The 23029-nt window shown below is 69.4% G+C and carries 21 protein-coding genes and 1 pseudogene; 12 read left to right on the forward strand and 10 right to left on the reverse strand.

Annotation, left to right across the window (positions count from 1 at the left end; genetic code table 11):
* Positions 1 to 202 precede the first annotated feature (202 nt).
* On the forward strand, positions 203 to 1576 hold the full coding sequence (locus tag SALPAC4_RS0100465; RefSeq protein WP_019868686.1) for a GH1 family beta-glucosidase: 1374 nt from the start codon (positions 203 to 205) through the stop codon (positions 1574 to 1576).
* 62 nt (positions 1577 to 1638) lie between these two features.
* On the opposite strand, the gene SALPAC4_RS0100470 is transcribed toward SALPAC4_RS0100465, so the two are convergent.
* A complete protein-coding gene (locus tag SALPAC4_RS0100470; RefSeq protein WP_019868687.1) occupies positions 1639 to 3024 on the reverse strand; it encodes an FGGY family carbohydrate kinase in 1386 nt (461 codons plus the stop codon).
* Between the two features lie 224 nt (positions 3025 to 3248).
* Here SALPAC4_RS0100470 and SALPAC4_RS0100475 point away from each other — a divergent pair, with 224 nt between their 5' ends.
* Both SALPAC4_RS0100475 and SALPAC4_RS0100480 read left to right on the forward strand, forming a co-directional pair.
* Complete coding sequence (locus SALPAC4_RS0100475) at positions 3249 to 5150, forward strand: chorismate-binding protein (protein WP_019868688.1); 1902 nt, start codon at positions 3249 to 3251, stop codon at positions 5148 to 5150.
* A 91-nt stretch (positions 5151 to 5241) separates the two neighbouring features.
* Positions 5242 to 6246 (forward strand): glucosyl-3-phosphoglycerate synthase, encoded by a 1005-nt coding sequence (locus SALPAC4_RS0100480; protein ID WP_033664960.1) that lies wholly within the window; start codon positions 5242 to 5244, stop codon positions 6244 to 6246.
* Between the two features lie 22 nt (positions 6247 to 6268).
* On the opposite strand, the gene SALPAC4_RS0100485 is transcribed toward SALPAC4_RS0100480, so the two are convergent.
* Positions 6269 to 7663: an MFS transporter gene (locus SALPAC4_RS0100485; RefSeq protein ID WP_019868690.1), complete on the reverse strand. Its 1395-nt coding sequence runs from the start codon at positions 7661 to 7663 to the stop codon at positions 6269 to 6271.
* 356 nt (positions 7664 to 8019) lie between these two features.
* Here SALPAC4_RS0100485 and SALPAC4_RS28175 point away from each other — a divergent pair.
* Positions 8020 to 8173: pseudogene (locus SALPAC4_RS28175) on the forward strand (short-chain dehydrogenase); the annotation flags it as partial.
* 8 nt (positions 8174 to 8181) lie between these two features.
* Here the strand turns inward: SALPAC4_RS28175 and SALPAC4_RS0100490 are convergent.
* Positions 8182 to 9570, reverse strand: a complete 1389-nt coding sequence (locus SALPAC4_RS0100490; RefSeq protein WP_027644663.1) for an MFS transporter — start codon at positions 9568 to 9570, stop codon at positions 8182 to 8184.
* A gap of 223 nt (positions 9571 to 9793) precedes the next feature.
* Here SALPAC4_RS0100490 and SALPAC4_RS0100495 point away from each other — a divergent pair, with 223 nt between their 5' ends.
* The gene (locus SALPAC4_RS0100495) at positions 9794 to 11212 is read left to right on the forward strand and encodes a chitinase (protein ID WP_019868692.1); all 1419 of its coding nucleotides are present in this window, start codon (positions 9794 to 9796) and stop codon (positions 11210 to 11212) included.
* 113 nt (positions 11213 to 11325) lie between these two features.
* On the opposite strand, the gene SALPAC4_RS0100500 is transcribed toward SALPAC4_RS0100495, so the two are convergent.
* The 3 genes from SALPAC4_RS0100500 to SALPAC4_RS0100510 all read right to left on the reverse strand — a co-directional run bounded on the left by SALPAC4_RS0100500 (position 11326) and on the right by SALPAC4_RS0100510 (position 13753).
* A complete protein-coding gene (locus tag SALPAC4_RS0100500) occupies positions 11326 to 11715 on the reverse strand; it encodes a hypothetical protein (RefSeq protein WP_018732308.1) in 390 nt (129 codons plus the stop codon).
* A gap of 32 nt (positions 11716 to 11747) precedes the next feature.
* Positions 11748 to 12353, reverse strand: a complete 606-nt coding sequence (locus tag SALPAC4_RS0100505) for a TetR family transcriptional regulator (RefSeq protein ID WP_019868693.1) — start codon at positions 12351 to 12353, stop codon at positions 11748 to 11750.
* A gap of 71 nt (positions 12354 to 12424) precedes the next feature.
* Positions 12425 to 13753 carry an MFS transporter gene (locus SALPAC4_RS0100510; RefSeq protein WP_019868694.1) on the reverse strand — a complete coding sequence of 443 codons (1329 nt, stop codon included), beginning with the start codon at positions 13751 to 13753 and terminating at the stop codon, positions 12425 to 12427.
* Between the two features lie 311 nt (positions 13754 to 14064).
* Between SALPAC4_RS0100510 and SALPAC4_RS0100515 the strand changes: the two genes are divergently transcribed.
* Positions 14065 to 15042 carry an alpha/beta hydrolase family protein gene (locus tag SALPAC4_RS0100515; protein WP_027644661.1) on the forward strand — a complete coding sequence of 326 codons (978 nt, stop codon included), beginning with the start codon at positions 14065 to 14067 and terminating at the stop codon, positions 15040 to 15042.
* A 10-nt stretch (positions 15043 to 15052) separates the two neighbouring features.
* Here the strand turns inward: SALPAC4_RS0100515 and SALPAC4_RS0100520 are convergent, their stop codons facing one another.
* Both SALPAC4_RS0100520 and SALPAC4_RS0100525 read right to left on the reverse strand, forming a co-directional pair.
* Positions 15053 to 15754 (reverse strand): 2'-5' RNA ligase family protein, encoded by a 702-nt coding sequence (locus tag SALPAC4_RS0100520; RefSeq protein ID WP_027644660.1) that lies wholly within the window; start codon positions 15752 to 15754, stop codon positions 15053 to 15055.
* On the reverse strand, positions 15751 to 16560 hold the full coding sequence (locus tag SALPAC4_RS0100525) for an HAD family hydrolase (protein WP_019868697.1): 810 nt from the start codon (positions 16558 to 16560) through the stop codon (positions 15751 to 15753). Before SALPAC4_RS0100525 ends, SALPAC4_RS0100520 begins: the two co-directional genes overlap by 4 nt.
* A gap of 203 nt (positions 16561 to 16763) precedes the next feature.
* Between SALPAC4_RS0100525 and SALPAC4_RS0100530 the strand changes: the two genes are divergently transcribed.
* The 4 genes from SALPAC4_RS0100530 (at position 16764) to SALPAC4_RS0100545 (ending at position 19654) form a co-directional block, all read left to right on the forward strand.
* Complete coding sequence (locus SALPAC4_RS0100530; RefSeq protein ID WP_019868698.1) at positions 16764 to 17765, forward strand: 2-hydroxyacid dehydrogenase; 1002 nt, start codon at positions 16764 to 16766, stop codon at positions 17763 to 17765.
* A gap of 43 nt (positions 17766 to 17808) precedes the next feature.
* A complete protein-coding gene (locus SALPAC4_RS0100535) occupies positions 17809 to 18714 on the forward strand; it encodes a haloalkane dehalogenase (protein WP_019868699.1) in 906 nt (301 codons plus the stop codon).
* A 192-nt stretch (positions 18715 to 18906) separates the two neighbouring features.
* A complete protein-coding gene (locus SALPAC4_RS0100540) occupies positions 18907 to 19338 on the forward strand; it encodes a RusA family crossover junction endodeoxyribonuclease (RefSeq protein WP_019868700.1) in 432 nt (143 codons plus the stop codon).
* A 46-nt stretch (positions 19339 to 19384) separates the two neighbouring features.
* Positions 19385 to 19654, forward strand: a complete 270-nt coding sequence (locus SALPAC4_RS0100545) for a hypothetical protein (protein WP_019868701.1) — start codon at positions 19385 to 19387, stop codon at positions 19652 to 19654.
* A 57-nt stretch (positions 19655 to 19711) separates the two neighbouring features.
* Here the strand turns inward: SALPAC4_RS0100545 and SALPAC4_RS0100550 are convergent, their stop codons facing one another.
* Positions 19712 to 20413 (reverse strand): HAD family hydrolase, encoded by a 702-nt coding sequence (locus SALPAC4_RS0100550; protein WP_018738953.1) that lies wholly within the window; start codon positions 20411 to 20413, stop codon positions 19712 to 19714.
* 242 nt (positions 20414 to 20655) lie between these two features.
* Between SALPAC4_RS0100550 and SALPAC4_RS0100555 the strand changes: the two genes are divergently transcribed.
* Positions 20656 to 21465: a metal-dependent hydrolase gene (locus SALPAC4_RS0100555; protein WP_027644659.1), complete on the forward strand. Its 810-nt coding sequence runs from the start codon at positions 20656 to 20658 to the stop codon at positions 21463 to 21465.
* Positions 21466 to 21470: 5 nt separating this feature from the next.
* Positions 21471 to 22373 carry an amidohydrolase family protein gene (locus SALPAC4_RS0100560; protein WP_019868704.1) on the forward strand — a complete coding sequence of 301 codons (903 nt, stop codon included), beginning with the start codon at positions 21471 to 21473 and terminating at the stop codon, positions 22371 to 22373.
* Here the strand turns inward: SALPAC4_RS0100560 and SALPAC4_RS0100565 are convergent, their stop codons facing one another.
* Positions 22374 to 22967, reverse strand: coding sequence for a nucleotidyltransferase family protein (locus SALPAC4_RS0100565; RefSeq protein ID WP_018745412.1), 594 nt, complete (start codon positions 22965 to 22967; stop codon positions 22374 to 22376). It abuts the gene before it with no gap.
* Positions 22968 to 23029 lie beyond the last annotated feature (62 nt).

Genomic DNA, 23029 nt, shown 5'->3' on the forward strand with positions numbered 1-23029 from the left:
GCGTGTCCAGCACCGATGGGGGCGGGGGCTGCCCTCCCCCGCCCCCATCCCGCACCCTGGCAACAGTGCGACCGGGGCGCACCGCCCCACACCCTGCCCAGAATCCCCTCGCTCCCGGACTCCCGCCGGGAGAACCGAAGGCGTACTCTGTCCTTGGGAGCGCTCCCGGTCCGGTTCAGAACTAGCAGAGGAGACTCCCCCGATGTCGACACTCCCCCACCCCGCGCAGCCCGACCGCTCGGAGCACCAGCCGGCGGGCACCCTGCGCTTCCCACCGAACTTTGGCTGGGGAGCCGCCACCTCCGCCTACCAGATCGAGGGCGCGGCCAAGGAGGACGGCCGGGGCGAGTCGATCTGGGACACGTTCAGCCACACCCCCGGCCGGACCCGTAACGGCGACACCGGTGACATCGCCGCGGACCACTACCACCGGTACGACGCGGACCTCGATCTCATGGCCGAGCTGGGCCTGCGCAGCTACCGGTTCTCCATCGCCTGGCCCCGCATCCAGGCCGACGGCACCGGTGCGCCCAACCAACGCGGACTGGACTTCTACCGGCGCCTGCTCGACGGACTACACGAACGCGGCATCCAACCGGTGGCGACACTGTTCCACTGGGACCTCCCCCAGGCCCTCCAGGACCGGGGCGGCTGGGAATCCCGGGAGGTCGCCTACCGCTTCGCCGACTTCGCCGAACACGTCTTCCAGGCCCTCGGGGACCGGGTGCCGACCTGGCTAACCATCAACGAACCGAAGACCGTCGTGCAGAACGGCTACCTCTCCGGCCACCACGCCCCCGGCCGCCAGGACCCGCAGGCCGCGTATCTGGTCGCGCACCACCTGCAGCTCGCGCACGGACTCGCCGTTCGGACGTACCGGGCCGTCGGTGGGACCGGGCGGATCGGCCCGGCGTTCAACCTGCACCCGTGCTACCCGGCCGACTCCTCCCCCGACGCGACCGAGGCCGCCTGGCGCTACGACGGCTACGAGAACCGGCTCTACCTCGACTCGACGCTCACCGGCCGCTACCCCCAGGACGTGCTCGACGACCTCGGGCCCGACCACCGCATGGTCCGCGGCATCCACGACGGCGACCTCGGCATCATCTCCGCCCCCGTTGACCTGTTGGCGGTGCAGTACTACACCCCGTACTACGTCACCGCCGCGGGCACAACCGTGCGCCGCTGGCCCACCTCCGAGGCCTCCTGGCAGCAGATCTACCCCGAGGGCATGTACGACATCCTCACCCGGGTCACTCGGGACTACGGCCAGATCCCGCTGACCGTCACCGAGAACGGCCTACCCACCCCGGACACCCTCGCCGCCGACGGAACGGTTGACGATGGCGGGCGGATCCAGTTCCTCCGCGACCACCTGGCTGCCGCGCACCGCGCCATCGCCGCCGGGGTACCGCTGGAGAGCTTCCACGTCTGGTCCCTGCTGGACAACTTCGAATGGGCCGAAGGCTACGACCAACGCTGGGGGCTGGTCTACGTGGACTACCCGACCCAACGTCGAGTGCCCAAGCGCAGCGCGCACTGGTACCGCGAGGTGATCGCGGCAGGCGGGTTCTGACCGCGGGGCGCGCAGCCCACGCCCCGCTCGGAGAAGGTGCAACGGCGTCGGTGGCGCGGAAGTCAGGAAGGAACGGTCCGCTCGCCGGTCCGGTCCAGGTCGGCGACGCCGGCTGCGTCGCCGATCCGACCAAGGGCTACCAGCGCCGCGCCGGTCGCGCCGATCTCCGGGTTCCGCTGATACCAGACCGACCGGGGAGCGAGGGCCACGGCGAAGGCCCGACGCCACCACTCGGACGCCGCCATCGCCCCACCGCCCAGGACCACCTCGACCGGCCGCGAGCCCAGCTCCGACTCCAGAGCGGCCAGGTCCACCGCGACCAGCTCACTCAGGCCCCGCATCAGGCCGGCCAGAATCTCCACGGCGGTGGTGCCGAAGCCGAGCCCGGCCAACGCTCCGGAACCCGCCGGAGCCAGTCCGGGCGGCCGGTCGCCCCCGAAACAGACGTCCGCCGCCGGGCCCCCGCCGACGACGGGCACCCGGGCCAGGGCCGCGTCCAGCTCGGCCCGGTCAGGGAGCCGCAGCTCCCGGTTGGCCCAGGCGAAGAGGTTGCCGCCGGCAGAGTAGGCCTTCCCGGTGACGATATGCCGCTGGTCAACCCGGTAGCGCCAGAGGCCCGCTGCCAGCCGGGGCAGCGGCTCCCCCGGCGTGACGGCCCGCACCACCCGGAACGCCGCCGAGGTACCCACCGTCACCGCCGCCCGTCCTGGATCAACGCAGCCCGAGCCGACGTTCGACGCGGCCCCGTCCCCGATCGGGGCCGTCCACCGCGCCCCGGCCAGCGGCGGCCAACGGCGGGCGTACTCCGAGCGCAGCCGACCGTGCCAGCCCACCGGCGCCAACTCCGGCAACTCGCCCGGGCCGATGCCGGCCAGCGCACACGCCTCCGGGTCCCAGTCCATCGTGCCCAGGTCGAGCAGGCCGGTGCCGGACGCCTGCGACACCGACATCGGGACCGGGCCCAGCAGCACGCCGAGGACGTACTCGGCCAGCCCGGCGAAGCGGGTGGCGTGGCCACCGACTCGCGCCCGCAGCCAGGGCAGCCGGACCGACCAGTAACAGCGATGCCACCAGGTACCGGTGCGCTGGTGGAAAGCCCCCGGGTCGACCGGGCCGGGTTGCCCGGGTGCCGGCGCCGGCCGGGTGTCCAGCCAGGTGAGCACCGGGCTGATCGGGGTCCCGTCAGCCTCGAGCGCGACCACCGAGTGCCACTGCGCGGAGATCGCCACCAGTTCGACGCCGTCCAGGTGCCCGCCGGCGGCCAACTCGTCCAGGCACTGCCCCAGGCAGGTGAGGTAGCCCTGCGCGTCCAGCGTGCCGGCGCCGTCCGCACCGACGGCGAGGCCCACCCGCCGCCGGGCCAACGCCCCGGGCAGCAGCCGGGCTGCCTCGTCGAGCACCAGGCCACGTACCGAAGAGGTGCCCAGATCCAGCGCGAGTGTGGTCATCGTCGGTCACGCTATCCGGCCCAGCGGGGTGAAGCTCTCGCTTCCGCTCTCGATGACAACGCGTTAGGGTGGTGCGCATGCTCGCGCACCCGCACCGCTGGTGGCCCGCCGACCCGGCGGCCACACTCCGCGCGTAGCTTCACGCGGCCGCCCGTCGAGGCGGCCGCCGGTCTCTGACCGGCACCGGACCGCCCATCGGGTGGCACCGGAACCGAGGAGACCCGATGACCCACCTTTCCCAGCTACTCGCCGCCGTCGCGGCCGGCACCGACCCCGGCCCGTTCGCGCTCGTCCGTCGCGAGGGCGCCGACCACCTCGACCTCTACACCGGGTCGGTACGGGTGGTAGAACGACTCGCCGACATCCCGCTGCCGACCGGGGCAGCGGGACCGGCCACCCTCGCGCTGGTGCCCTACCGGCAGGTGACCGAACGGGGCTTCGACTGCGTTGACGATGGCGCCCCACTGGAGTGCCTGGTAATCGACCGGCATGAGGAGATCGACCTCCCGGTGGCGCTGGCAGCGCTGCCAGACGCCGCGGTGGTGACCCGGAGGGCGGGCTTCGACAGCTCCGACGAGGAGTACGCGGCCACCGTTGACCGGGTCCTGGCCGACGAGATCGGGCAGGGCGCAGGCGCCAACTTCGTCATCCACCGCACCCTGCGCGCCACCGTGCAGGGTGCGCCGCTGCAAGCGGCGCTGGCGGCGCTGCGCTCGCTGTTGCTACGCGAACGCGGTGCCTACTGGACGTTCGTGGTGCACACCGGCGCTCGGACGCTGGTGGGGGCGAGCCCGGAGCGGCACGTCAGCGTGGACGACGGGCTGGTCCTGATGAACCCGATCAGCGGCACCTTCCGCCACACCGGCGCCGCTGCCGACCGGGCTGACCTACTGCGCTTCCTCGCCGACCCGAAGGAGATCGAGGAGCTGTACATGGTCCTCGACGAGGAGCTGAAGATGATGGCCTCGGTGGCCGAGCGGGGAGGCCAGGTGGTCGGCCCGTACCTGAAGGAGATGTCCCACCTCGCCCACACCGAGTACCTGCTGGCGGGGCGGGGCTCGAAGGACGTCCGGGACGTGCTGCGGGAGACGATGTTCGCCCCCACGGTGACCGGCAGCCCGATGGAGAACGCGTGCCGGGTCATCGCGCGACACGAGCGCACCGGGCGCGGCTACTACGCGGGCGTGCTGGCGCTGCTCGGTCGGGACGAGGGCGGCCGGCAGACCCTCGACGCCCCGATCCTGATCCGTACCGCCGAGCTCTCCCCCACCGGTGAGCTGCGGGTGTCGGTCGGGGCGACCCTGGTCCGCCACTCGGTCGCCGCCGCGGAGGTCGCGGAGACCCACGCCAAGGCCGCCGGGGTGCTCGCCGCGCTGGGCCTCGGCCCGCAAGCCCCCGCGGCAGCCGCGGGGGCGGTGCCCCGGCTCGCCGACGACCCGGAGGTACGCGCGGCGCTGGCCGCCCGCAACGCGCCGCTGGCCCGGTTCTGGCTGGACCAACGGCCGGAAGACAACCCCGGCCGTCCCGGGCTCGCCGGCCACCGGGCATTGATCGTGGACGGGGAGGACACCTTCACCGGCATGCTCGCCCACCAGCTACGCGCGCTCGGCCTCAGCGTTACCGTACGGCCGTGGGACGCGCCCGGCCCGCGGGACGGATACGACCTGGTGGTGGTCGGCCCCGGGCCCGGCGACCCGGCGGAGCTGACCCAGCCGAAGATGGCGGCGCTGCGCCGGCTGCTCACCGAACTCCTCGCCACCGGCCAGCCAACCCTCGCGGTCTGCCTCGGCCACCAGCTCCTCTGCGGGCTGCTCGGGCTGCCCCTACACCGACGGGACGCCCCGTACCAGGGGCTGCAGCGGGAGGTGGAAATCTTCGGCGTCCAGCGGCGAGTTGGCTTCTACTCGACCTTCACCGCCCAAGCGGACACGGACCGCCTACCCACCCCGTACGGCTCGATGGAGGTTGCCCGGGACGACACGAGCGGCGCAGTACACGCGCTGCGCGGAGCCACCGTGGCCGGGGTGCAGTTCCACCCCGAGTCGGTGCTCAGCCCGGACGGCGTCGATCTCCTCGCCGACCTGTTGGGCGACCTGCTTCCCGCGGCGAGCCGCCAGTGCGTCTAGCGACGGGAACGGCGGCGGGAACCCCACGCGGGTTAACCGACGTACGAAAGGGAAGTCCACCGCGCGTTCTGCCAGGACTCGGGGGGTGCCAGTGCGGGATCCAGAACCGACCGTCTCACCGGTTGTCGACGCATGGACCAAATCTCGGACGTCATCGGCGCAGGATTGGCACATCGAGCGGCTGATGGAGGCGAAGGGGGAGAACCGGGTCAGCGTGGTGCTACCCGCCTACAACGAGGAGGCGACCACCGGGGCGATCGTCTCGACGATCCGCGAACACCTGATGGAGCAGGTTCCCCTCGTGGATGAGCTCGTTGTGGTCGATTCCCGATCCACCGACCGCACCGCGGAGGTGGCTCGGGCCGCCGGCGCGGAGGTGGTCAGCCAGGACGAGATCACCCAGGGCCTGCCCCGGCTGGCCGGCAAGGGCGACGCGCTCTGGGCCGGCCTGGCCGCCACTGACGGTAACCTCGTTGCCTTCGTCGATGCTGACCTGCGCGAATTCCGGCCGCACTTCGTCCGTGGTCTGCTCGGCCCGTTGCTGACTAACCCGTCGATCGACTTCGTGAAGGGCTTCTACCACCGACCGCTGGAAGACCAGTCCGGTCCCGAGGAGGACAACGAGGGCGGGCGGGTGACGGAGCTGATGGTCCGGCCGCTACTGAACCTCTTCTGGCCGGAGCTGGCCGGCTTCGTGCAGCCCCTGGCCGGCGAATACGCAGGGCGACGTCAGGTGCTGGAACAGCTGCCGTTCGTCACCGGCTACGGAGTGGAGACGGCCATGCTGGTTGACCTGCTGGAACTGGTCGGCCTGGACGCGCTGTCCCAGGTTGACCTGGGCATCCGGAAGCACCGACACCAGGACACCGAGGCGTTGGGCCGGATGTCCGCCCAGATCATGCACACCGTCTGGGCACGGTTGCAGCAGCAGGGCTGGGCGTTGCCGGACACCAGCCCAGCTACCCTGCTGGCCCAATTCCGCCGCGGCGACTCGGAGGAGTTGCCCAACCTGGACCGGGAGATCGTCGTCAACGACGTGTCGGTGCAGGAGCGGGCACCCTTACGGGAGCTGCGGCACCTGGTGCCGCGCCGGTAACGGCGTAGCTCGGTCGGTTGGGTCAGGGGATCCGGACCAGCAGCAGCGCGGCCACGGCGCTACCAGCCGCGGCTCCCAGGAGAACCCGCATGATGCCGGTGGCGAGGTTGCCCTGCTCGATCAGCGTGCCGGCCGTCGCGATCGCGATGCCCGAGCCGGCGGAGAGGATCGAGAGCGTGGTCCCGGATGCCTCGCCGGCTCGCTCGGCCGGGACCATGGCCTGGGTGCCGAGGTTGGTCAGGGTCAGCCCGGTCCGGTAGCCGAACCCGGCGACAGCCAGACCGATCAGGTACAGCCAGATCTCCCCGCCAAAGGCCACCACGACCAGGCCGACCGCGCCGACCAGGGTGGCCGCGGCGATCAACCGACGCACCGCGATCCGTTGGCTGAGCCGACCCGCGAACGGACCGGCGATGCCACCGCTGATCGAGGCGGCGAGGACCGCCAGGCCCGCGACGAACGGAGAGTAGCCCCGGACCTGTTGTAGGTGGATGGTGGTGGCGAAGATCGTGACCACGAAGGCGATGTTGGCGACCAGCCCCATCAGGGTCACCGCCACGAACTTGGCGTCATGGAAGAGATCCAGCCGGACCAGTGGACTCTCCGCGGCCCGTTCCCGGAGCACGAACGCGGCCAGCAGCACCAGCCCACCGACAGCGAGGGCGGTGGCCACCACCGGCCGCCAGGCGTTCATCCGGTCCGCCGCCACGGTGATCGCGAGGATCCCGAGCACCACCACGACCAGACCCGCCAGGTCAACCGCCCGCGACACCGTGGGGTCCCGCGACTCCGGCAGCCAGGCCACGCTGGCGACGATGGCGACTACGCAGAGCGGCACGTTCACCAGGAGCACGCTGCGCCAGCTGAGCCACTCGGTGACCCCGCCGCCGAGCAGCGGCCCCAGCGCCAGCGCCACCGCCCCGATGCCGTAGGCGTTGCCGATCGCCCGCTTCGCCCGCTTCCCCGGGTAGGCCTCGGTGATCACCGCGAAGGCGAGGGGGAACACGATGCCCGAACCCATCCCCTGCACGGCCCGGAAAGCGATCACGATCGGCGGGTCGGAGCCCAGACCGGCACCGAGCGAAGCCGCCCCGAAGATGAGCAGGCCGACCACCAGCATGCGGCGGCGCCCGAGGATGTCGCCGAGCTTGCCACCGGGGAGGAGAAACGCCGCCTGGGCCAGGATGTAGCCGCTGACCACCCAGTGCAGATCGGTGGTGGTCGTCCCCAACTCCGCCGCCATCGTCGGCAAGGCGAGATTCAACGCATAGAAGTCCAGCTGCACGAGGAAGATGCAGGCAGCCGCCGCGATCATGGTCAGCTCACGCCGCGGCCGGTCCGCTTCCCCCGCCGAAGCGTCACCTCGGCCATGGGGCCGGGGCAGACGCGGACGGAACGACACACCGAACCGTACCATTTATACGAAAATGTCTTCCTTGTTTCGAGAGACTCTGTACGTCGCCTGCGGCCAGCACGACCCGGACACGAAACATCGACAACCCTTCTGGAACTCCCTCCGCCAGAAGGCTGCCGAATAGGCTTGAACGTGATCTGTACCAGGTGTAGGTGTGGCCTGCCGCAGCTCGGCCAGGCTGATGACATCCACCCGGACGGTTACCCGAGGAGGTGACAGTACCGGCACACCTGCCCCATGACCGGTTTCGCCATAGTGAGTCGACATTTGTACGCGATTCTGACGTGTGGATCGAAGGTCGCGGGGCGGGACGGCAAACTGAAAATAGGGGAAATGGAACTGGTCGAGCTCGCCAACTCCACTTCGATCTCGGTTCGCGGCAGGAGTTCGACCGGGCCGGAGTGAACGCCCAGAAACCTCATCGCACACCCGGGCCTGACCCGCGGCGACCTACAGCTCCACCCCGTCGAACAGGGTGGAGGCGATTGGATCGGCTCTTTCTTCGCCTGGATGACGGCGGGTCAGCCAACCCGGAAACTCCTCGCCAGGACAGTCGCGGCCACGGCACTGCCGACCGCGGTCCCCAGGAGAGCCCGCATGATGCCGGTGGCGAGGTCGCCCTGCTCAATCAGTGTGCCGACCACCGCGACGGCGATACCCGCGCCGGCGAAGAGGATTGTGAACGTCACTCCGGATGCCTCGCCGGCCCGCTCGGCCGGGACCATGGCCTGCGTACCCAGACTGGTCAAAGTATACCCACTCTGGTAACCGAACCCGGCGACCGCCAGCCCAAGCAGATACGGCCCGATCTCACCCCCGACGGCCACCACGAGCAGACCGAGGGCGCCGACCAGGATGGCGATGCCGATCAACCGACGCACCGCGAACCGTTGGCTGAACCGACCCACGAACGGACCGGCAATTCCACCACTGATCGAGGCGGTGAGAACCGCCAGGCCCGCAACGAACGGCGAGTAGCCCCGAACCTGCTGCAGATGAATGGTCGTGGCGAAGATCGTAACCACCAAGGCAATGTTTGCGACCAGCCCCAGCAAGGTCACCGCCACAAACTTGGCGTTTCTGAACAGATCCAGCCGGACCAGTGGACTGTCGGCCACCCGTTCCCGAAGCACGAACACGGCCAGCAGCACAAGCCCACCGACAGCGAGGACAGCGACCACCATCGGTCGCCAGGCGTTTATCCGGTCCGCGGCCACGGTGATCGCCACAATCCCGAGCACCACCACGACCAGACCCACCAGGTCAATCCGGCGCGACACCGTGGGGTCACGCGACTCTGGCAGCCAGGCGACGGCGGCCACGATCGCCACGAGGCAGAGTGGCACGTTCACCAGGAGCACGCTTCGCCAACTGATCAGCTCCGTCACCCCACCGCCGAGCAGCGGCCCAAACGCCAACGCCACCGCCCCGATGCCGTACGCGTTACCGATCGCCCGCTTCGCCCGCCGCCCTGGGAACGCCTCGGTGATCACCGCGAAGGCAAGCGGGTACATGACTCCGGATCCCATCCCCTGCACAACCCGAAAAGCGATCACGATCGGCGGATCGGAGCCCAGACCCGCACCAAGCGAGCCCAGCCCAAAGATCACCAAACCCACGACGAGCATGCGCCGACGACCGAGGATGTCGCCCAGCTTGCCGCCAGGAATGAGGACCGCCGCCTGAGCCAGGATGTAACCACTGACCACCCACTGCAGATCAGTAGTGGAGGAACCCAACTCCGCCGCCATCGCCGGCAACGCAAGATTCAACGCATAGAAATCCAACTGCACCAGGAAGATGCACGCGGCGGCCGCGACCAACGTCAGCCGCCGTCGCGGCCGCCCACCGTGTCCCACCGACGCGACACCACAACCGGGCAGCCGAGGAAACCGCGGGCGGAACGACACGCCGACAAAAATACCATTTGCCCCAAAAGTCTCCTCTATTCCATCCGGCTCCACCAAGAGGACGCGCCTGCGGCACCGCCGCCACGCCAAAGGCGAAGGGATTGCGTCGTGCGTCGCGGATGACTCGACACAAACACTCTGGACAAGAATAGTTAACAATCTTAATAATTAGGGGCGTCATGACGTAGCTGCCGATGAACGCCTGCCAGCCGTGGAGGCTCTCATGAAGCGTTCCAGTCCCCTGATCCTGTCCCTGGTCACCGTCCTGACCGTCGCGCTCGGCGCGGCCTGGCTCGCGAAACCGGCGCACGCCGCCGGCCCAACCGCGACCTTCGCCAAGGTCTCCGACTGGGGCACCGGGTGGGAGGGTAAGTACACGATCACCAACGAAGGCAGCAGCAGCCTGACCGGCTGGCGCCTCGCGTTCGACCTGCCCGCCGGCACGACAGTCGGCACCTACTGGGAGGCGCTGCTGCACTCCTCGGGCCAGCGGTACACCTTCAGCAACCAGTCCTGGAACGGCACCATCGCACCGGGCGCTTCGATCTCCTTCGGCTTCATCGGCAGCGGACCCGGCTCGCCGACCAACTGCCAGCTCAACGGCGCGGAGTGCGGCAGCGCACCGCCGCCCACCACGCCGCCACCCACCACCACCCCACCGACCACCGCGCCGCCCACCACCAGCCCACCGACCACCGCGCCGCCCACGACCCCACCACCCACCACCACTCCCCCGAATGACGACCTGCCCGCGCACATCCTCACCGGCTACTGGCACAACTTCGACAACCCGGCGGTCGAGCTGCGCCTGCGGGAGGTCCCCGCCGAGTACGACGTGGTCGCTGTCGCCTTCGCCGAGGCGACCACCACCCCCGGCGAGGTGACCTTCGCCATTGATCCGGGCCTCTCCGCTGCCCTGGGTGGCTACACCGACGCGGACTTCTCGGCCGACGTACAGACGCTCAGGAGCCAGGGCAGGAAGGTCATCATCTCGGTCGGCGGCGAGACCGGACGGGTTGCCGTCAACGACGCGGCCTCCGCGGTCGCCTTCGCCGACTCCGTGTACGCCCTGATCCAGCAGTACGGCTTCGACGGGGTGGACATCGACTTGGAGAACGGTCTCAATCCGACGTACATGGCGCAGGCCCTACGGTCCCTGCGGGCCCAGGTCGGTGCGGGACTGATCATCGCGATGGCGCCGCAAACCATCGACATGCAGAACCCGGCCACCAGCTACTTCAAGCTGGCGCTCGACATCCAGGACATCCTGACGGTGGTGAACACCCAGTTCTACAACTCCGGCGCGATGCTCGGCTGCGACCAGCGGTTCGCCTACAGCCAGGGAACGGTGAACTTCATCGTCGCGTTGGCCTGCATCCAGTTGGAGGCGGGGCTGCGGCCGGACCAGGTCGGGCTTGGCCTGCCAGCCGGCCCGGGGGCGGCCGGTGGTGGAGTCGTCGCGCCCAGTGTGGTCAACGCCGCGTTGGACTGCCTGACCAGGGGGACGAGTTGCGGCAGCTTCCAGCCACCCCGCACCTACCCGGGGCTACGAGGCGCGATGACCTGGTCGGTGAACTGGGACGTGACGAACGGCAACAGCTTCGCGCAGACGGTCGGCCCGCACCTGGACACCCTGCCCTGACTCCGCTGAGGCGGGCAGCGGACGCACGAGGGCCGGCACCGCCGAATCCGATGGTGCCGGCCCTCGTGTTCCCACTGCCTGGGTAGTCGGTGCGCTGATTCGGTCCGCCGACGTCAGGCGACGAAGCTGAGGTAGCCCAGGAGAGCGCCGTAGCCGATGAAGGCGGCGCCCAGGACCCGAAGCCCCTGCGCTGACCCGCGCCCCTGTTCCGCGGGTCGGAGCACCAGTTGGGGGATCCAGTAGTAGCTGACACCGCGCAGGGTGAAGAAGACTCCCAGCAGGGTCACCAGCACCTCCGGCAAGCCACCCCACTCGAAGTGGGTGACCAGTACGCCGAAGCCGACGAAGAGGTGCACCATGCCGGAGATATTCACCGCCATCAGATCCGACCGGTCAGCCCGCTGGGTGAGTCGCAGATAGAACTGGGTGGCCACGATGAACGCGACTCCGGAGGTCAACAGATACAGCGAGAGGATTCTTCCGAGCGTCTGGGTCAGGTCCATGTTCGCCGCCTCAGGGGGTGAGTAGCAATTGATCAGGTGCGAAAGATCCCGTCGCTGAGTAGCTCCGACGCAACGCGCCCGTACGTTGACTCCACCGCTGCCGCACCGTCGAGGGCGGTCAGGTCAACGCCGAGCAGCCGCTGCACGTGTTCGTGGAGCGCGAGTGCACCCAGGGACCAGATCGCGAGGAGCGCCGCCCGTTCGTAGGGGTGATCCGTCGGTCGGACCAGGCCCGACGCGACTCCGTCGGCGAGGTAGCCGACCGCGTCATTGACCATCTCGTCAACCAGCGCGGCCGTGTGCGGGGAGCCGTCGGCCAGCGCCCGGGCCAGGTATCGCAGCAGTGGCGGCGCGGGGCGCAGGTCACGCAGCTCCGCCGGGTCGATTCTGCCGGCCCGCATCACCTGCTGCTTGTGCTCCCGCACGAAGGCCGCGACATGCTTGTCGCAGGCCACCCGCAGCCCGTCCTTCGTACCGAAGTAATGAATGATCAGTGATGGGTGGACGTCGGCTGCCGCCGCTATGGCACGGACCCCGGTGGCCGCCACGCCCTGATCGGCGAAGAGCGTGATCGCGGCAGCAAGGATGCGATTCTTTGTGGAGGACTTGTCGCCTTTCGGCGGCGATTCATCGGACACAGCAGACAGACTAAACGAACGTTCGATTAATGTCCAGCGATAACAATGATCGCCATGATCATTTCCGCTGCTCATGCCGACTGGGGCCATCGGGCGTGGTTGACGTCGATCAGCACGCGGTGGGTGTGCACCCACGCCACTCCATTCCACTCGGCATCGACCAGGTGCGCGCGGTCAGCGTCAACGCCATGCTGGTGCCGGAATACTTCGCGAAGGCCAGCGGGCCAGAGCCAGCGGGCGGAGAGTCCCGCCCCGAGCACCAAGCCCGCCAGGAGCGCCCATGCCGCGGTCAAGCCGCCCCCCGCGCCAACCCAGCCGACGAGGGGGTAGGTGAGCAGCCAGCAGAGGTGGGACAGGGAGAACTGGGCGGCGAACAACGCCGGCCGGTCGGCGGCCGCCGACGAGGCGCGCAGCACCCGGTTGACCGTGACGACAATCAGGCCACCGGCGAAGCCGATGAGCGACCAGACACCCATCGCCAACGGCCAGGACGGCACCATCGACAGCAGCAGTGCGCCGAAGAGGGCGAGCAGCGCCGTGCCAGCACCGATGAGCAGCACAGCCCGATCCTTGCGTCGGCGCAGCAGCAGCGGCGCGCCGAGCGCCGCCGCGACGCTGCCGAGGCCGGAGCCGGCGAGCAGAAGTGGCACCTGCGCTTCGGTGGCGTTCAGCAGGTCACGCACCACGTTGACCGTGCTGACCAGGGTGACGGCGCCGGAGCCGGCGACCACCATGTTCAGCGCCAGCACCGCCCGCAACCGCGGCGTGCCCACGAACATCCGCATCCCCGCGAAAAGGCGCTCGGCGAACCGGACCCGGCTGCTACGTTGCGCCCTGGGCACCGTTGCCATGCTGACAAACAACGCGGATACGAGAAAACCCACCGCCGTCCCCACGAACAAGTCTGTAAACCTGAGAACGAGCAACAACGCGGCGGCGATTACCGGGCTGGCGATATTCTCCAGGGAGACCGCAAGTTGCGATGCGGAGAGCGCCTTCGTGTAGTCCTCCTCATCCGGAATGATATCCGGGAGCACGGACTGGAAGGTGGGCGTGAAAGTGGCCGACGCGGCCTGCAGTACCGCGATGAGTAGATAGATCTGCCAGATCGCCTCGACCCACGGCAGCAGCAGGACGACACCGAACCGGACCAGGTCGGCGCCCACCATCACCGCGCCCCGCGGCACCCGGTCCAGCACCGCTCCCACCAGCGGCGACACACACACGTACGCGGCCATCTTGATCGCCAACGCGGTGCCGAGGACCGCCCCGGCCCGCGCGCCCGCGAGGTCGTAGGCGAGCAGACCGAGCGCCACCGTCGCCAGACCGCTGCCGATGAGTGCGACTATCTGGGCAGCGAAAAGCCATCGATAGGCTGGATTGCACAGCAGTTCACGCACAATATATCTGTCGCCTTCCTGAATCTCCCCGCCGAGGAGATTACCGACAGAGTTTGAATGCGACAATGCGGCTGTTGCCAGTTTGGTGCAACGAATAATTTGGCGTAACTGCGGCCCACCCACCGCCACCGGCGACACCCGCGACGGCGACGCCGAGGTTTCGTCCGCCCCGCCGCTACGGGGCGGACCCCCTGGCGTTGACGAAACGGAACACCGATCCGTATAGTTGCGGAACAACGCTCCGCTTTGTTGCCCGGGGCGAGCCCACGCGGGCAGCCGAGACGGGCTATCCAACGAGAGGACCAGACGAGATGAGTGAGCCGACCCAGCCTGCCCACACGTTCGGTGTCACCCCCACCCCTGTGCTGTCCGTCAGTCCAGTAGTGCTGCCAGCTCCCGGCCGGGCCGTGGACTTGCAGGTACGCGTCTCCGCTCCCACGACCGGAGGCGAGCTACCGATCCTCCTCCTCTCACACGGGCACGGCCCCTCGCACCATCTGTCCTCACTGAACGGCTACGCCCCGCTCGCGAACTACTGGGCGGCGCACGGCTTCGTCGTCATCCAGCCCACCCACCTGAACTCGAGAACGCTGAACCTGAGCCCAGGTGATCCCGAGGCCCCCCTGTACTGGCGGTCGCGGGGTGAGGACATGAAACGTGTCCTCGACCAACTCGACCAGATCGAGGTCGCCGTCGGCCAGCTACCCGGGCGCCTGGACCGAGACCGCGTCGCCGTGGCCGGACACTCGATGGGCGGACACACCGCGAGCCTGCTGCTGGGCGCACGGCTGACCGACCCGCGCGACGGAACGGAGGTGGACCTCTCCGAACCCCGGATCAAGGCAGGTGTGCTGCTCGCCGCGCCCGGCAGGGGAGGCGACGCCCTCACCGACTTCACCCGCGACAACTACGCCTTCTTCTCGACCACCGACTTTTCCACGATGACGACACCCGCGCTCGTGGTCGCCGGCGACCACGACACCTCCGCCCACCTGACGGTCCTGGGCCCGCAGTGGCACACCGACCCCTACTTCCTCGCCCCCGGCCCCAAGTCCCTGCTCACTCTCTTCGGTGCGGAGCACGGACTCGGTGGCGTCGCTGGATACGACGTGGCCGAGACCACAGACGAGAGCCCCGAGCGGGTCGCCGCCGTCCAGCGGCTCACCGCGGCCTACCTCCGCTCGACCCTCTACCCCGGGGCACCAGCCTGGCAGGAGGCACAGGACGAACTGACCGCCGGGCCCGACCCGGTCGGCCGGATCGAGTCCAAGTCAACGCTCGCACGGTAGCCTCGGCGCGCTATCCCCGCGCCGCCAGCGGAACGGCCGCGATCTGCCGCCAGAGGTAGGTGTGGCCGTCCCGCCGCAGCTCGACCAGGCTGACGGTCTCGACCTGGACGGCTACCGGCGGCAACGACCGCGCGGTCGCCACCTGCTCGATGACCGGTTTCGCGACGGTGGGTCGACGGTTGTAGGCGACGCTGACGTGTGGATCGAAGGTCGTGGGGTGGTCAGGTACGGCCTCGGCGCCTCGCACGTGCGCGGTCGCGGCGACCACGGCCTGCCGGAGAAGGTGAAACGGCCGGTGCGGACCCACGTTCAAAAAGACCGAGTTCGCCGATCCGGTGAGGGGGCCGACTGTCGCGGCGAAAGGCCGGATGGACGCACACCGCTCGCTGGCCGCGGCGGCCACCGCGAGCGCCTGCGAGCTGGTGATCTCGTCGGTGAAGGAGACCCGTTGCACGGTCAGGTGCAGACTCCCGACGGGTACCAGATCCAGGGTTTCCAGGTTCCCCAGCCGGGCCTGACAGCGCTCGGCGAGTCGCTGGACCGCCGGGCGCTCGTCAAACCGAACAATCCAGTGGTAGGAGCGTCGGCCCGCCTCCCAGCCGGGCCGCTCCCAGTGGTTGACGAGCCGGTCCAGCTGTCGATAACGGTGCCAATCCGACCGGATGTACTCGTTCTCGTCCGGGCGATCCTCCACGCCCTCAGCCGGTCTCATCGGTGGGCCTCTCCGGGCCGGGCATGCCGCGCCGCGAGTACCGCACCGACCACGGCGCTGGTATCTCGGAGGTCGGGAAGAACCGCGTCGGCTCCGCTGGCGGCCAGGGATTCGACATCGTACTCGCCGGTGGCCACCCCCACCGTGAATGCGCCGCTGGAGCGGCCAGCCCTGACGTCACGTGGGGTGTCCCCGATCAGCACCGTGGGGGCCGGCGGGAATGGAATCCCGTACTTCGCCGTCGCCTTCCTGCGCGCGACCGGCACCAGGTCGGCACGCACCTCGGTGTCCGAGCCGTACGCGCCCACCTCGTAGTCGAGGGCGCCGGCCAACCCGAATACGGAAACCTTGATCTGGGCGTTGTGCCGCGTGTTTCCCGTCAGCACGGACTGGACGACGTCACCCCGCCCAGCCAACGCCGCGATGGCCGCCCGTGCCCCCATCTTGGCGTGTCCCCGTTCCGCCAGCCGCGACGTGAGCGATGCGAAGACCCTGTTCATCACGTCAACCGCCTGTTCCAGCACGTCCGGGGTGGCGTCGATGCCGTGCTGTCGCAGCACGAGCCGCAGGACCGCGGGATCGGTCCTGCCCGCGGGAACAATCGGGTGCTCCGGGGGGCGGCCGGTCAGCCGGGTGAAGGTCAACGCGTACGCCTCCTTGCTCACCCCACCGTTGTCGATCAGGGTGCCGTCGATGTCCCAGAGCACCAGCAGCGCGCTGGCGACACCGGGCGCCCCGCGAGCAGGTTCCCGTCCGGTGTGGTCACCGTGCTCGACGGCGGGCGTTCGCTCACCCCTGGCTGTCACATAAGTCGTTGTAACACCCGGCCTGCCAGTCCCCGCCCGACTTGCCACATACCCGGCCCACCGAGTGTCAAGTCACGCTACCCCCACAACCTCCCTTTTGCACGAATAGATCTTTTTAGTTATTACAGTGCGGTAAATCATATTCCGTAACCCGCCGTAAGCGGCCAACCAGGCAAGTCGTACGGTGGTCACCGGAGGTTCACATGCGCGTATCGGTATTTAGCACGAAGCCATACGATCGGGAGTTCCTGTCGACGGCCAACTCGGCCGGCGACCACGAACTGGAATTCCTCGAGCCCCGACTGACCCCGCAGACCGCCAAGCTCGCCAGCGGCGCAGCGGCGGTCTGCGCGTTCGTCAACGACGACCTCGGCACCGAGGTACTGGAGCGGCTGGCCGCCGACGGCGTCCGCCTGATCGCGCTCCGCTCCGCCGGCTTCAACCACGTGGACCTGGCCACCGCTCGCCGGCTCGGCCTCACCGTGGTCCGGGTACCGGAGTACTCCCCGTACGCCGTGGCCGAGCACACGGTTGCCCTGATCCTCGCCCTCAATCGCAAGGTCTACCGGGCCTACAACCGGGTCCGGGAGCACAACTTCGCGCTCACCGGGCTGCTCGGCTTCGACCTGCACGGCCGGACCGTCGGCGTCGTCGGCACCGGGAAGATCGGGTTCTGCGTGGCCCGCATCCTGTCCGGGTTCGGCTGCCGGGTCATCGCCAGCGACCCGTACCCGGACGACGCGGTGGCCGCGGCCGGGATCGAGTACGTGCCGCTGCCACGCCTGCTGAGCGACTCGGACGTGATCACCCTGCACTGCCCGCTGACCCCGGACACCGAGCACCTGATCAACCCCGAACGGATCGCCCAGATGCGCCGGGGGGCAATGCTGATCAATACCAGCCGTGGGGCGCTGGTGGACACCCGGGCGGTGATTGACGGGCTCAAGAACGGCCAGATCGGCTATCTCGGTCTCGACGTGTACGAGGAGGAGACCGACCTGTTCTTCGAGGATCTCTCCGACCGGGTCCTCGATGACGACGACTTCTCCCGGCTCAACACCTTCCCCAACGTGTTGATCACCGGCCACCAGGCCTTCTTCACCGAGGACGCGATGCGCAACATCGCCGCCACCACGATCGACAGTCTCAGCACCCTCGAGCGGGAGGGGGCGGACGCCGTCTCCCAGTCGGCCCGGGTCTGCTGAGCGCGCTAACCGCACACCGGTGCACTGTGCGATATTGACTGGCATGTCTGCACTGCGCACTCCGGACAGCCGGTTCACCAACCTGCCCGACTTCCCCTACGAGCCCCACTACGTCGACCTGGACGGCCTACGGATGGCCTACGTCACGGCCGGCCCGGCGGATGGGCAACCGGTGCTGCTCTTGCACGGGGAACCCAGCTGGTCATTCCTGTATCGGAAGGTCATCCCGGTGCTCGCCGAGGCCGGGCTGCGGGCCATCGCACCGGATCTCATCGGCTTCGGCCGGTCCGACAAGCCGGCCGAGCACGGCGAGCACAGCTACGCCCGACACGTCGAGTGGATCCGCAGCTTCGCCTTCGACAAGTTGGACCTGACCGGGGTGACGCTGGTCGGGCAGGACTGGGGCGGCCTGATCGGGCTCCGCCTGGTCGCCGAGCACCCGGACCGCTTCGCCCGGGTGGTCGCCGCCAACACCGGGCTGCCCACCGGTGACCAGCCGATGCCGGAGCTCTGGTGGCAGTTCCGGCGGATGGTCGAGACGGCCCCCGAGCTGACGGTGTCCCGGCTGGTGCAGTCGGGCTGCCAGAGTGAGCTCACCGAGGCGGAGCTGGCGGCCTACGACGCGCCGTTCCCGGACGAGTCCTACCTCGCCGGCGCCCGCACCATGCCCACCCTGGTGCCGACCGCACCCGACGATCCGGCCAGCACCGCCAACCGCGCCGCGTGGACCGAACTCTCCCGTTGGGAGCGCCCGTTCCTGGTGGCGTTCAGCGACCAGGATCCGATCACCGGGGGGATGGCGCCAGTGTTGCGCCGCACCGTGCCGGGGGCTGCCGGACTCGACCACCCGGTGATCAAGGGGGCCGGGCACTTCCTCCAGGAGGACGCGGGAGAGCAGCTCGGCAAGGTTATCGCGGAGTTCGTTCGGTCCGCCTCGACCGCATCCTAGCCGGGCACCATCTCATCGAGTGAGCGAACAGTTACCCAGAGCGCGCCAGGTGGACTAACCTTACCTGCGCGTTCGCCAGCGACGTCGACACGCCTCGGCCAACCCTGCCCGCCCGATCGGCCGGTTTTCCAGCGAACCCACGCCGCTGCGTCGCTGATTGGGCAGGATCGTCCGCAACAAGGAGGTGCCGTTGTGCAGGACACCCGCGCTGTCGCCCTGACCGTCAAGGTGAGCGGCCTGCCACCGGTCAAAGCCGAAGCGCTGTCCATCTTCGCCGCCGGGCATCGGCAGGCGATGAGGGTCCGCGCCCTACTACAAGCGGCCTGCGCGGCGGCTCAGCAGGCCGGCTGGACCCCACTGTCCGGGCCGATCGAAGTGGACCTCGTGCTGCGCTGCCCGCCGGGGCACCGCACATCCGACGCCAGCACGCTACTTGGCGGGGTATGTGCGGTGCTCCAGGACAAGAAGCGGGTGGCCAGCATCGGTCTGGCCCACCTCGGCGTCCTGGTGGACGTCGCACTTTACGACGATGACCGGCAGATCAGAGCAATGACGTACCGGGAGGAACCGGCGGAGGACTACTCGTACGAGGTGCGGGTCGCCGCCGTGCCGGCCGCGGTGTAACCGACGCCGACGGCGGGGTACCCGGTCGCCGAGAAAGGGAGCGCCGATGTCCGAGCCACACGTCACGCTGGAGCCTCGGGACCCGGTACAGAAGAAGCTGCGTGGCCCGCTGGAGGAGCAGCTGACCTCGGCGCTTCAGGCCGCCACCGACCGGGTCCGGGAAAGCTACGACGGCGAGCCGGTCGAGCAGGTCTGCCAGCGGCTGCTGGACGAGACCCGCGCCGGTCTGCACCCAGACATCGCGGCCGGGTTCCAGCCCGACATGGACGAGTTCTGTCGGGTGGCGGTGGCTATCGTCCGCGGCACGGACATGTGAACGCTCTTGGGCCTCAGATGTCGCTCTTGGGCCTCAGATGTCGCTTGGCGCTCCGCGTCAGAAGTGGTGCAGCAGGTCGGGGAAGGCGGTGAGGTGCAGCACCGCCGCGTCGTCGTGGTCCAGGGCGTCGTGCTCCAACACCCAGGTGTTCTCGTTCGGGACGTAGACGGCGTTCATCCCCGCCGCGCGGGCCGGCAGAATGTCTGACTTCGGCGAGTTCCCAATCATCCAGGCACGAGACGGCGCGAAGTCGTGCTCGTTGGCCAGCCACCGGTAGGTGGTCACGTCCTTCTCCGGCACGATGTGCGCGGCCCGGAAATGGTGCAGCAGGTCCGAGGCGTCCAGCTTCCGCTGCTGCTCCTCCCGGTCGCCCTTGGTGAGCAGAAACAGCTCGTGCCGGCCGGCCAACTCGTCCAACGCCGCGGCCACCCCCGGCATCAGCTCGACCCGGTGCTCGACCAGGGCGACGGCCAGCTCCTCGATTCCCCGCCGCTCGGCGGGCGTGGCCGGCCGCTCCCGCAGCCGCTCGAAACACTCACCGAGACTACGCAGAAAGACCTTGCTGCCGTAGCCGTGCGCGACGGCATTGGCCTGCTCGATGTCGTCGAGGATCGTACGGATCTCGGTGCGCTCCAACGTCGGGTGTGCCACCCAGGTCAGAAAGTCCTCGATGACCCGCTCGAAGACGATGTTGTTCTCCCAGAGTGTGTCGTCGGCATCGAAGATCAGCACCTGCCCGTGTCGGCGTGCACCTGCCATGTCGCCCTCCCGTCAACAGTCAGCGCCACCGTAGCGGCCGCCACCAACCCGATCACCTCATTTCCCGCCCCACCGCCGGGCGGCTGACGGCTGACGGCTGACGGCTGACGGCTGACGGCCGGATCCGAGCTCCTCCGGGCCGTACCGTCTCTTTCGGAGTGGGTGCGGTCCCGGGCGGTGCCACCACTGCACTACAGTGACGTAGCTTCTGCGCGTCCAGGATCCGGGGAGGGTGAGCGGGCATGATGGGACCGTCGCACGCGCTGTCTGGCGCGACGGTGTGGTTGGCCGGCTCCTGGGCCCTGGACCACTTCGCCGGCTACGAGCAGTCGCCGCTCGCACTCGCCGTCGGCACCGCGGTCTGCGCGGGAGGTGCGCTCTTTCCCGACCTCGACCTCTCCGGCAAGGTCACCCGAAACCAGGGTGGCGCCACGGTCGCCCGCACCTTCGGCGTCTTCTCCCTCTTCGTCGCCGAGGTGACCGAGAAGGTGTCGCTCGGCGTCTACTATGCGACGAAGTTGAGTCGGGACCCGCGCCGCACCAACGGACACCGCACCCTGACCCACACCATCCCCTTCACCGTACTGGTCGGCTGGGGCACCACCGCGCTCTGCGCCGCGTACGGCAAGTGGGCGGTGATCGGCATCCTCTTCTTCATGTTCGGTCTCGCCCTGCGCGGCCTCTTCGACGATTGGGCCGAACGCGCCGGCTGGCTCGTGGTGACCCTCGCCTCGCTCGCCGCGGCGTGGTTCACCTTCGCCACCCTTCCCGGGGACCGCGGCTATCCGATGATCGGACTGGCCGTCGGCGTCGGCTGCTTCGTCCACATCCTCGGCGACATGATCACCCGGGCCGGGGTACCGATCCTCTGGCCAATCCCGATCAAACGTCGGATGTGGCGGATGATCAGTCTGCCGGACTCGATCGCACTTCGGGCGGGCGGCAAGACCGAGGTGGTCTTCGTCCGGACCGCGCTCACCATCGTCTCGGTGCTCTCCGCCATCGGGCTGATCGCCCCGCACCTGCTCGATCGCTTCAACATCGGGGCCTGACGGCCGTGCCGGTGTCCACCGACGACGCCGACGACGCCGACGTCCCGGCGTTCTGGCAGGGGCTCGGCCTCCCCGGCCTCGCCGACGTACACGTGCACTTCCTCCCGCCCCGGTTGCTGCGTCGGGTGTGGGCGTACTTCGACGCGGCCGGCCCACTCCTCGGCACCACCTGGCCCATCCGCTACCGGTGGAGCGACGCGGAGCGGCTGGCGCACCTGCGCCGGATGGGCGTGCGGGCGTTCAGTGCCCTGGCGTACGCGCACCGCCCCGAGATGGCCGCCGACCTGAACGCCTGGACCCTCGACTTCGCCCGCGCGAACCCGGACTGTCTCCCCTCGGCCACGTTCTTCCCCGAGCCGGCGGCGCCCCGGTACGTCACCGAGGCGCTCACCGCCGGCGCCCGGGTGTTCAAGGTGCACGTGCAGGTCGGCGGGTTCGCCCCGACCGATCCGCTGCTCGATCCGGTGTGGGGGTTGCTCGCCGACGCCGGGGTGCCGGTGGTGGTGCACGCGGGACACGCGCCGGCCGGCACCGCACACACCGGCCCCGACCCCTTCGCCGCCCTACTCGCCCGGCACCCGCGGCTCGCCGCGGTGGTGGCACACCTCGGCGCACCGGACTACGAGGCCTTCCTCGACCTCACCGACCGGTACGAGAACGTGCGGCTGGACACCACCATGGCCTTCACCCCGTTCTTCGACCGGGCCGTGCCCTTCCCCACCGCGGAGCTGCCCCGGCTACGCGAGCTGGGCCTGGCCGGCAAGGTGCTGCACGGCAGCGACTTTCCCAACCTGCCCTACGCGTACGCGGCGCAGCTCACCGCGCTGGCCCAGCTCGACCTGGGCGACGCCTGGTTGCGGGCAGTGTGCTGGACCAACGCCGCCGACCTGTTCGATCTGCCGGGCTGACTATGCGCCGACCCGCTGCGGTGGGACGGTCAACCCGTACAGGGCCACCAGCTCCGGGCTGTCGACCCGACTGCCGTCGGCGACGGTGTCACAGGAGATGTCGACGATCTGGTCCTTGTGCGCCAGCAGGTACGGACGGGCGCCGACATCCGCGCTGGCCAGCGTGGCGATGCCGGACCAGTGCCGGCGGCCGAAGAGCATCGGGTAGCCGCGCAGTCCGCCGTAGGTCGCGCAGACCAGCACGTCCGGGTACGGCAGTGCGGCGACCCGCTGGACCGCCGCCGCGGTCAGGCCCGGCATGTCCACCGGAACGACGACCACCGCCTCGATGGCGTCGTCGTCGATGGCCGCGAGGCCGGCCTTGATCGAGGAGCCCACTCCGGTTCCCCAGGCCCGGTTCACCACCACGGTGGCTCGGGTGAGGTCAGCGGTTTCCTGTACCTGGTCGGCGGCGGCGCCGAGGACGACTACGATCTGCTCGCAGCCGGCCGCCGTCATCGTGTCGATCATCGTGCTCACCAGTGGTTTCTCGCCCTGGCACAGCAGCGCCTCGGGGCCACCGATCCGGCGCCCGCCACCCGCGGCGATGATCATTCCTGCGGTCCGGTTCAGCGGGGCCACCTCCATCTTGGTAACGGACCGGGCAGGCCACCTGC

This window comes from Salinispora oceanensis, from assembly GCF_000383575.1.
GTDB lineage: Bacteria > Actinomycetota > Actinomycetes > Mycobacteriales > Micromonosporaceae > Micromonospora > Micromonospora oceanensis.

What these genes read in the sequence shown, in the direction of transcription:
- SALPAC4_RS0100465 (WP_019868686.1), top strand. Translation starts at nt 203, where the DNA reads ATGTCGACACTCCCCCACCCCGCGCAGCCCGACCGCTCGGAGCACCAG.
- SALPAC4_RS0100470 (WP_019868687.1), bottom strand. Translation starts at nt 3,024, where the DNA reads ATGACCACACTCGCGCTGGATCTGGGCACCTCTTCGGTACGTGGCCTG.
- SALPAC4_RS0100475 (WP_019868688.1), top strand. Translation starts at nt 3,249, where the DNA reads ATGACCCACCTTTCCCAGCTACTCGCCGCCGTCGCGGCCGGCACCGAC.
- SALPAC4_RS0100485 (WP_019868690.1), bottom strand. Translation starts at nt 7,663, where the DNA reads ATGGTACGGTTCGGTGTGTCGTTCCGTCCGCGTCTGCCCCGGCCCCAT.
- SALPAC4_RS0100495 (WP_019868692.1), top strand. Translation starts at nt 9,794, where the DNA reads ATGAAGCGTTCCAGTCCCCTGATCCTGTCCCTGGTCACCGTCCTGACC.
- SALPAC4_RS0100500 (WP_018732308.1), bottom strand. Translation starts at nt 11,715, where the DNA reads ATGGACCTGACCCAGACGCTCGGAAGAATCCTCTCGCTGTATCTGTTG.
- SALPAC4_RS0100515 (WP_027644661.1), top strand. Translation starts at nt 14,065, where the DNA reads ATGAGTGAGCCGACCCAGCCTGCCCACACGTTCGGTGTCACCCCCACC.
- SALPAC4_RS0100520 (WP_027644660.1), bottom strand. Translation starts at nt 15,754, where the DNA reads ATGAGACCGGCTGAGGGCGTGGAGGATCGCCCGGACGAGAACGAGTAC.
- SALPAC4_RS0100530 (WP_019868698.1), top strand. Translation starts at nt 16,764, where the DNA reads ATGCGCGTATCGGTATTTAGCACGAAGCCATACGATCGGGAGTTCCTG.
- SALPAC4_RS0100535 (WP_019868699.1), top strand. Translation starts at nt 17,809, where the DNA reads ATGTCTGCACTGCGCACTCCGGACAGCCGGTTCACCAACCTGCCCGAC.
- SALPAC4_RS0100545 (WP_019868701.1), top strand. Translation starts at nt 19,385, where the DNA reads ATGTCCGAGCCACACGTCACGCTGGAGCCTCGGGACCCGGTACAGAAG.
- SALPAC4_RS0100550 (WP_018738953.1), bottom strand. Translation starts at nt 20,413, where the DNA reads ATGGCAGGTGCACGCCGACACGGGCAGGTGCTGATCTTCGATGCCGAC.
- SALPAC4_RS0100555 (WP_027644659.1), top strand. Translation starts at nt 20,656, where the DNA reads ATGATGGGACCGTCGCACGCGCTGTCTGGCGCGACGGTGTGGTTGGCC.
- SALPAC4_RS0100565 (WP_018745412.1), bottom strand. Translation starts at nt 22,967, where the DNA reads ATGATCATCGCCGCGGGTGGCGGGCGCCGGATCGGTGGCCCCGAGGCG.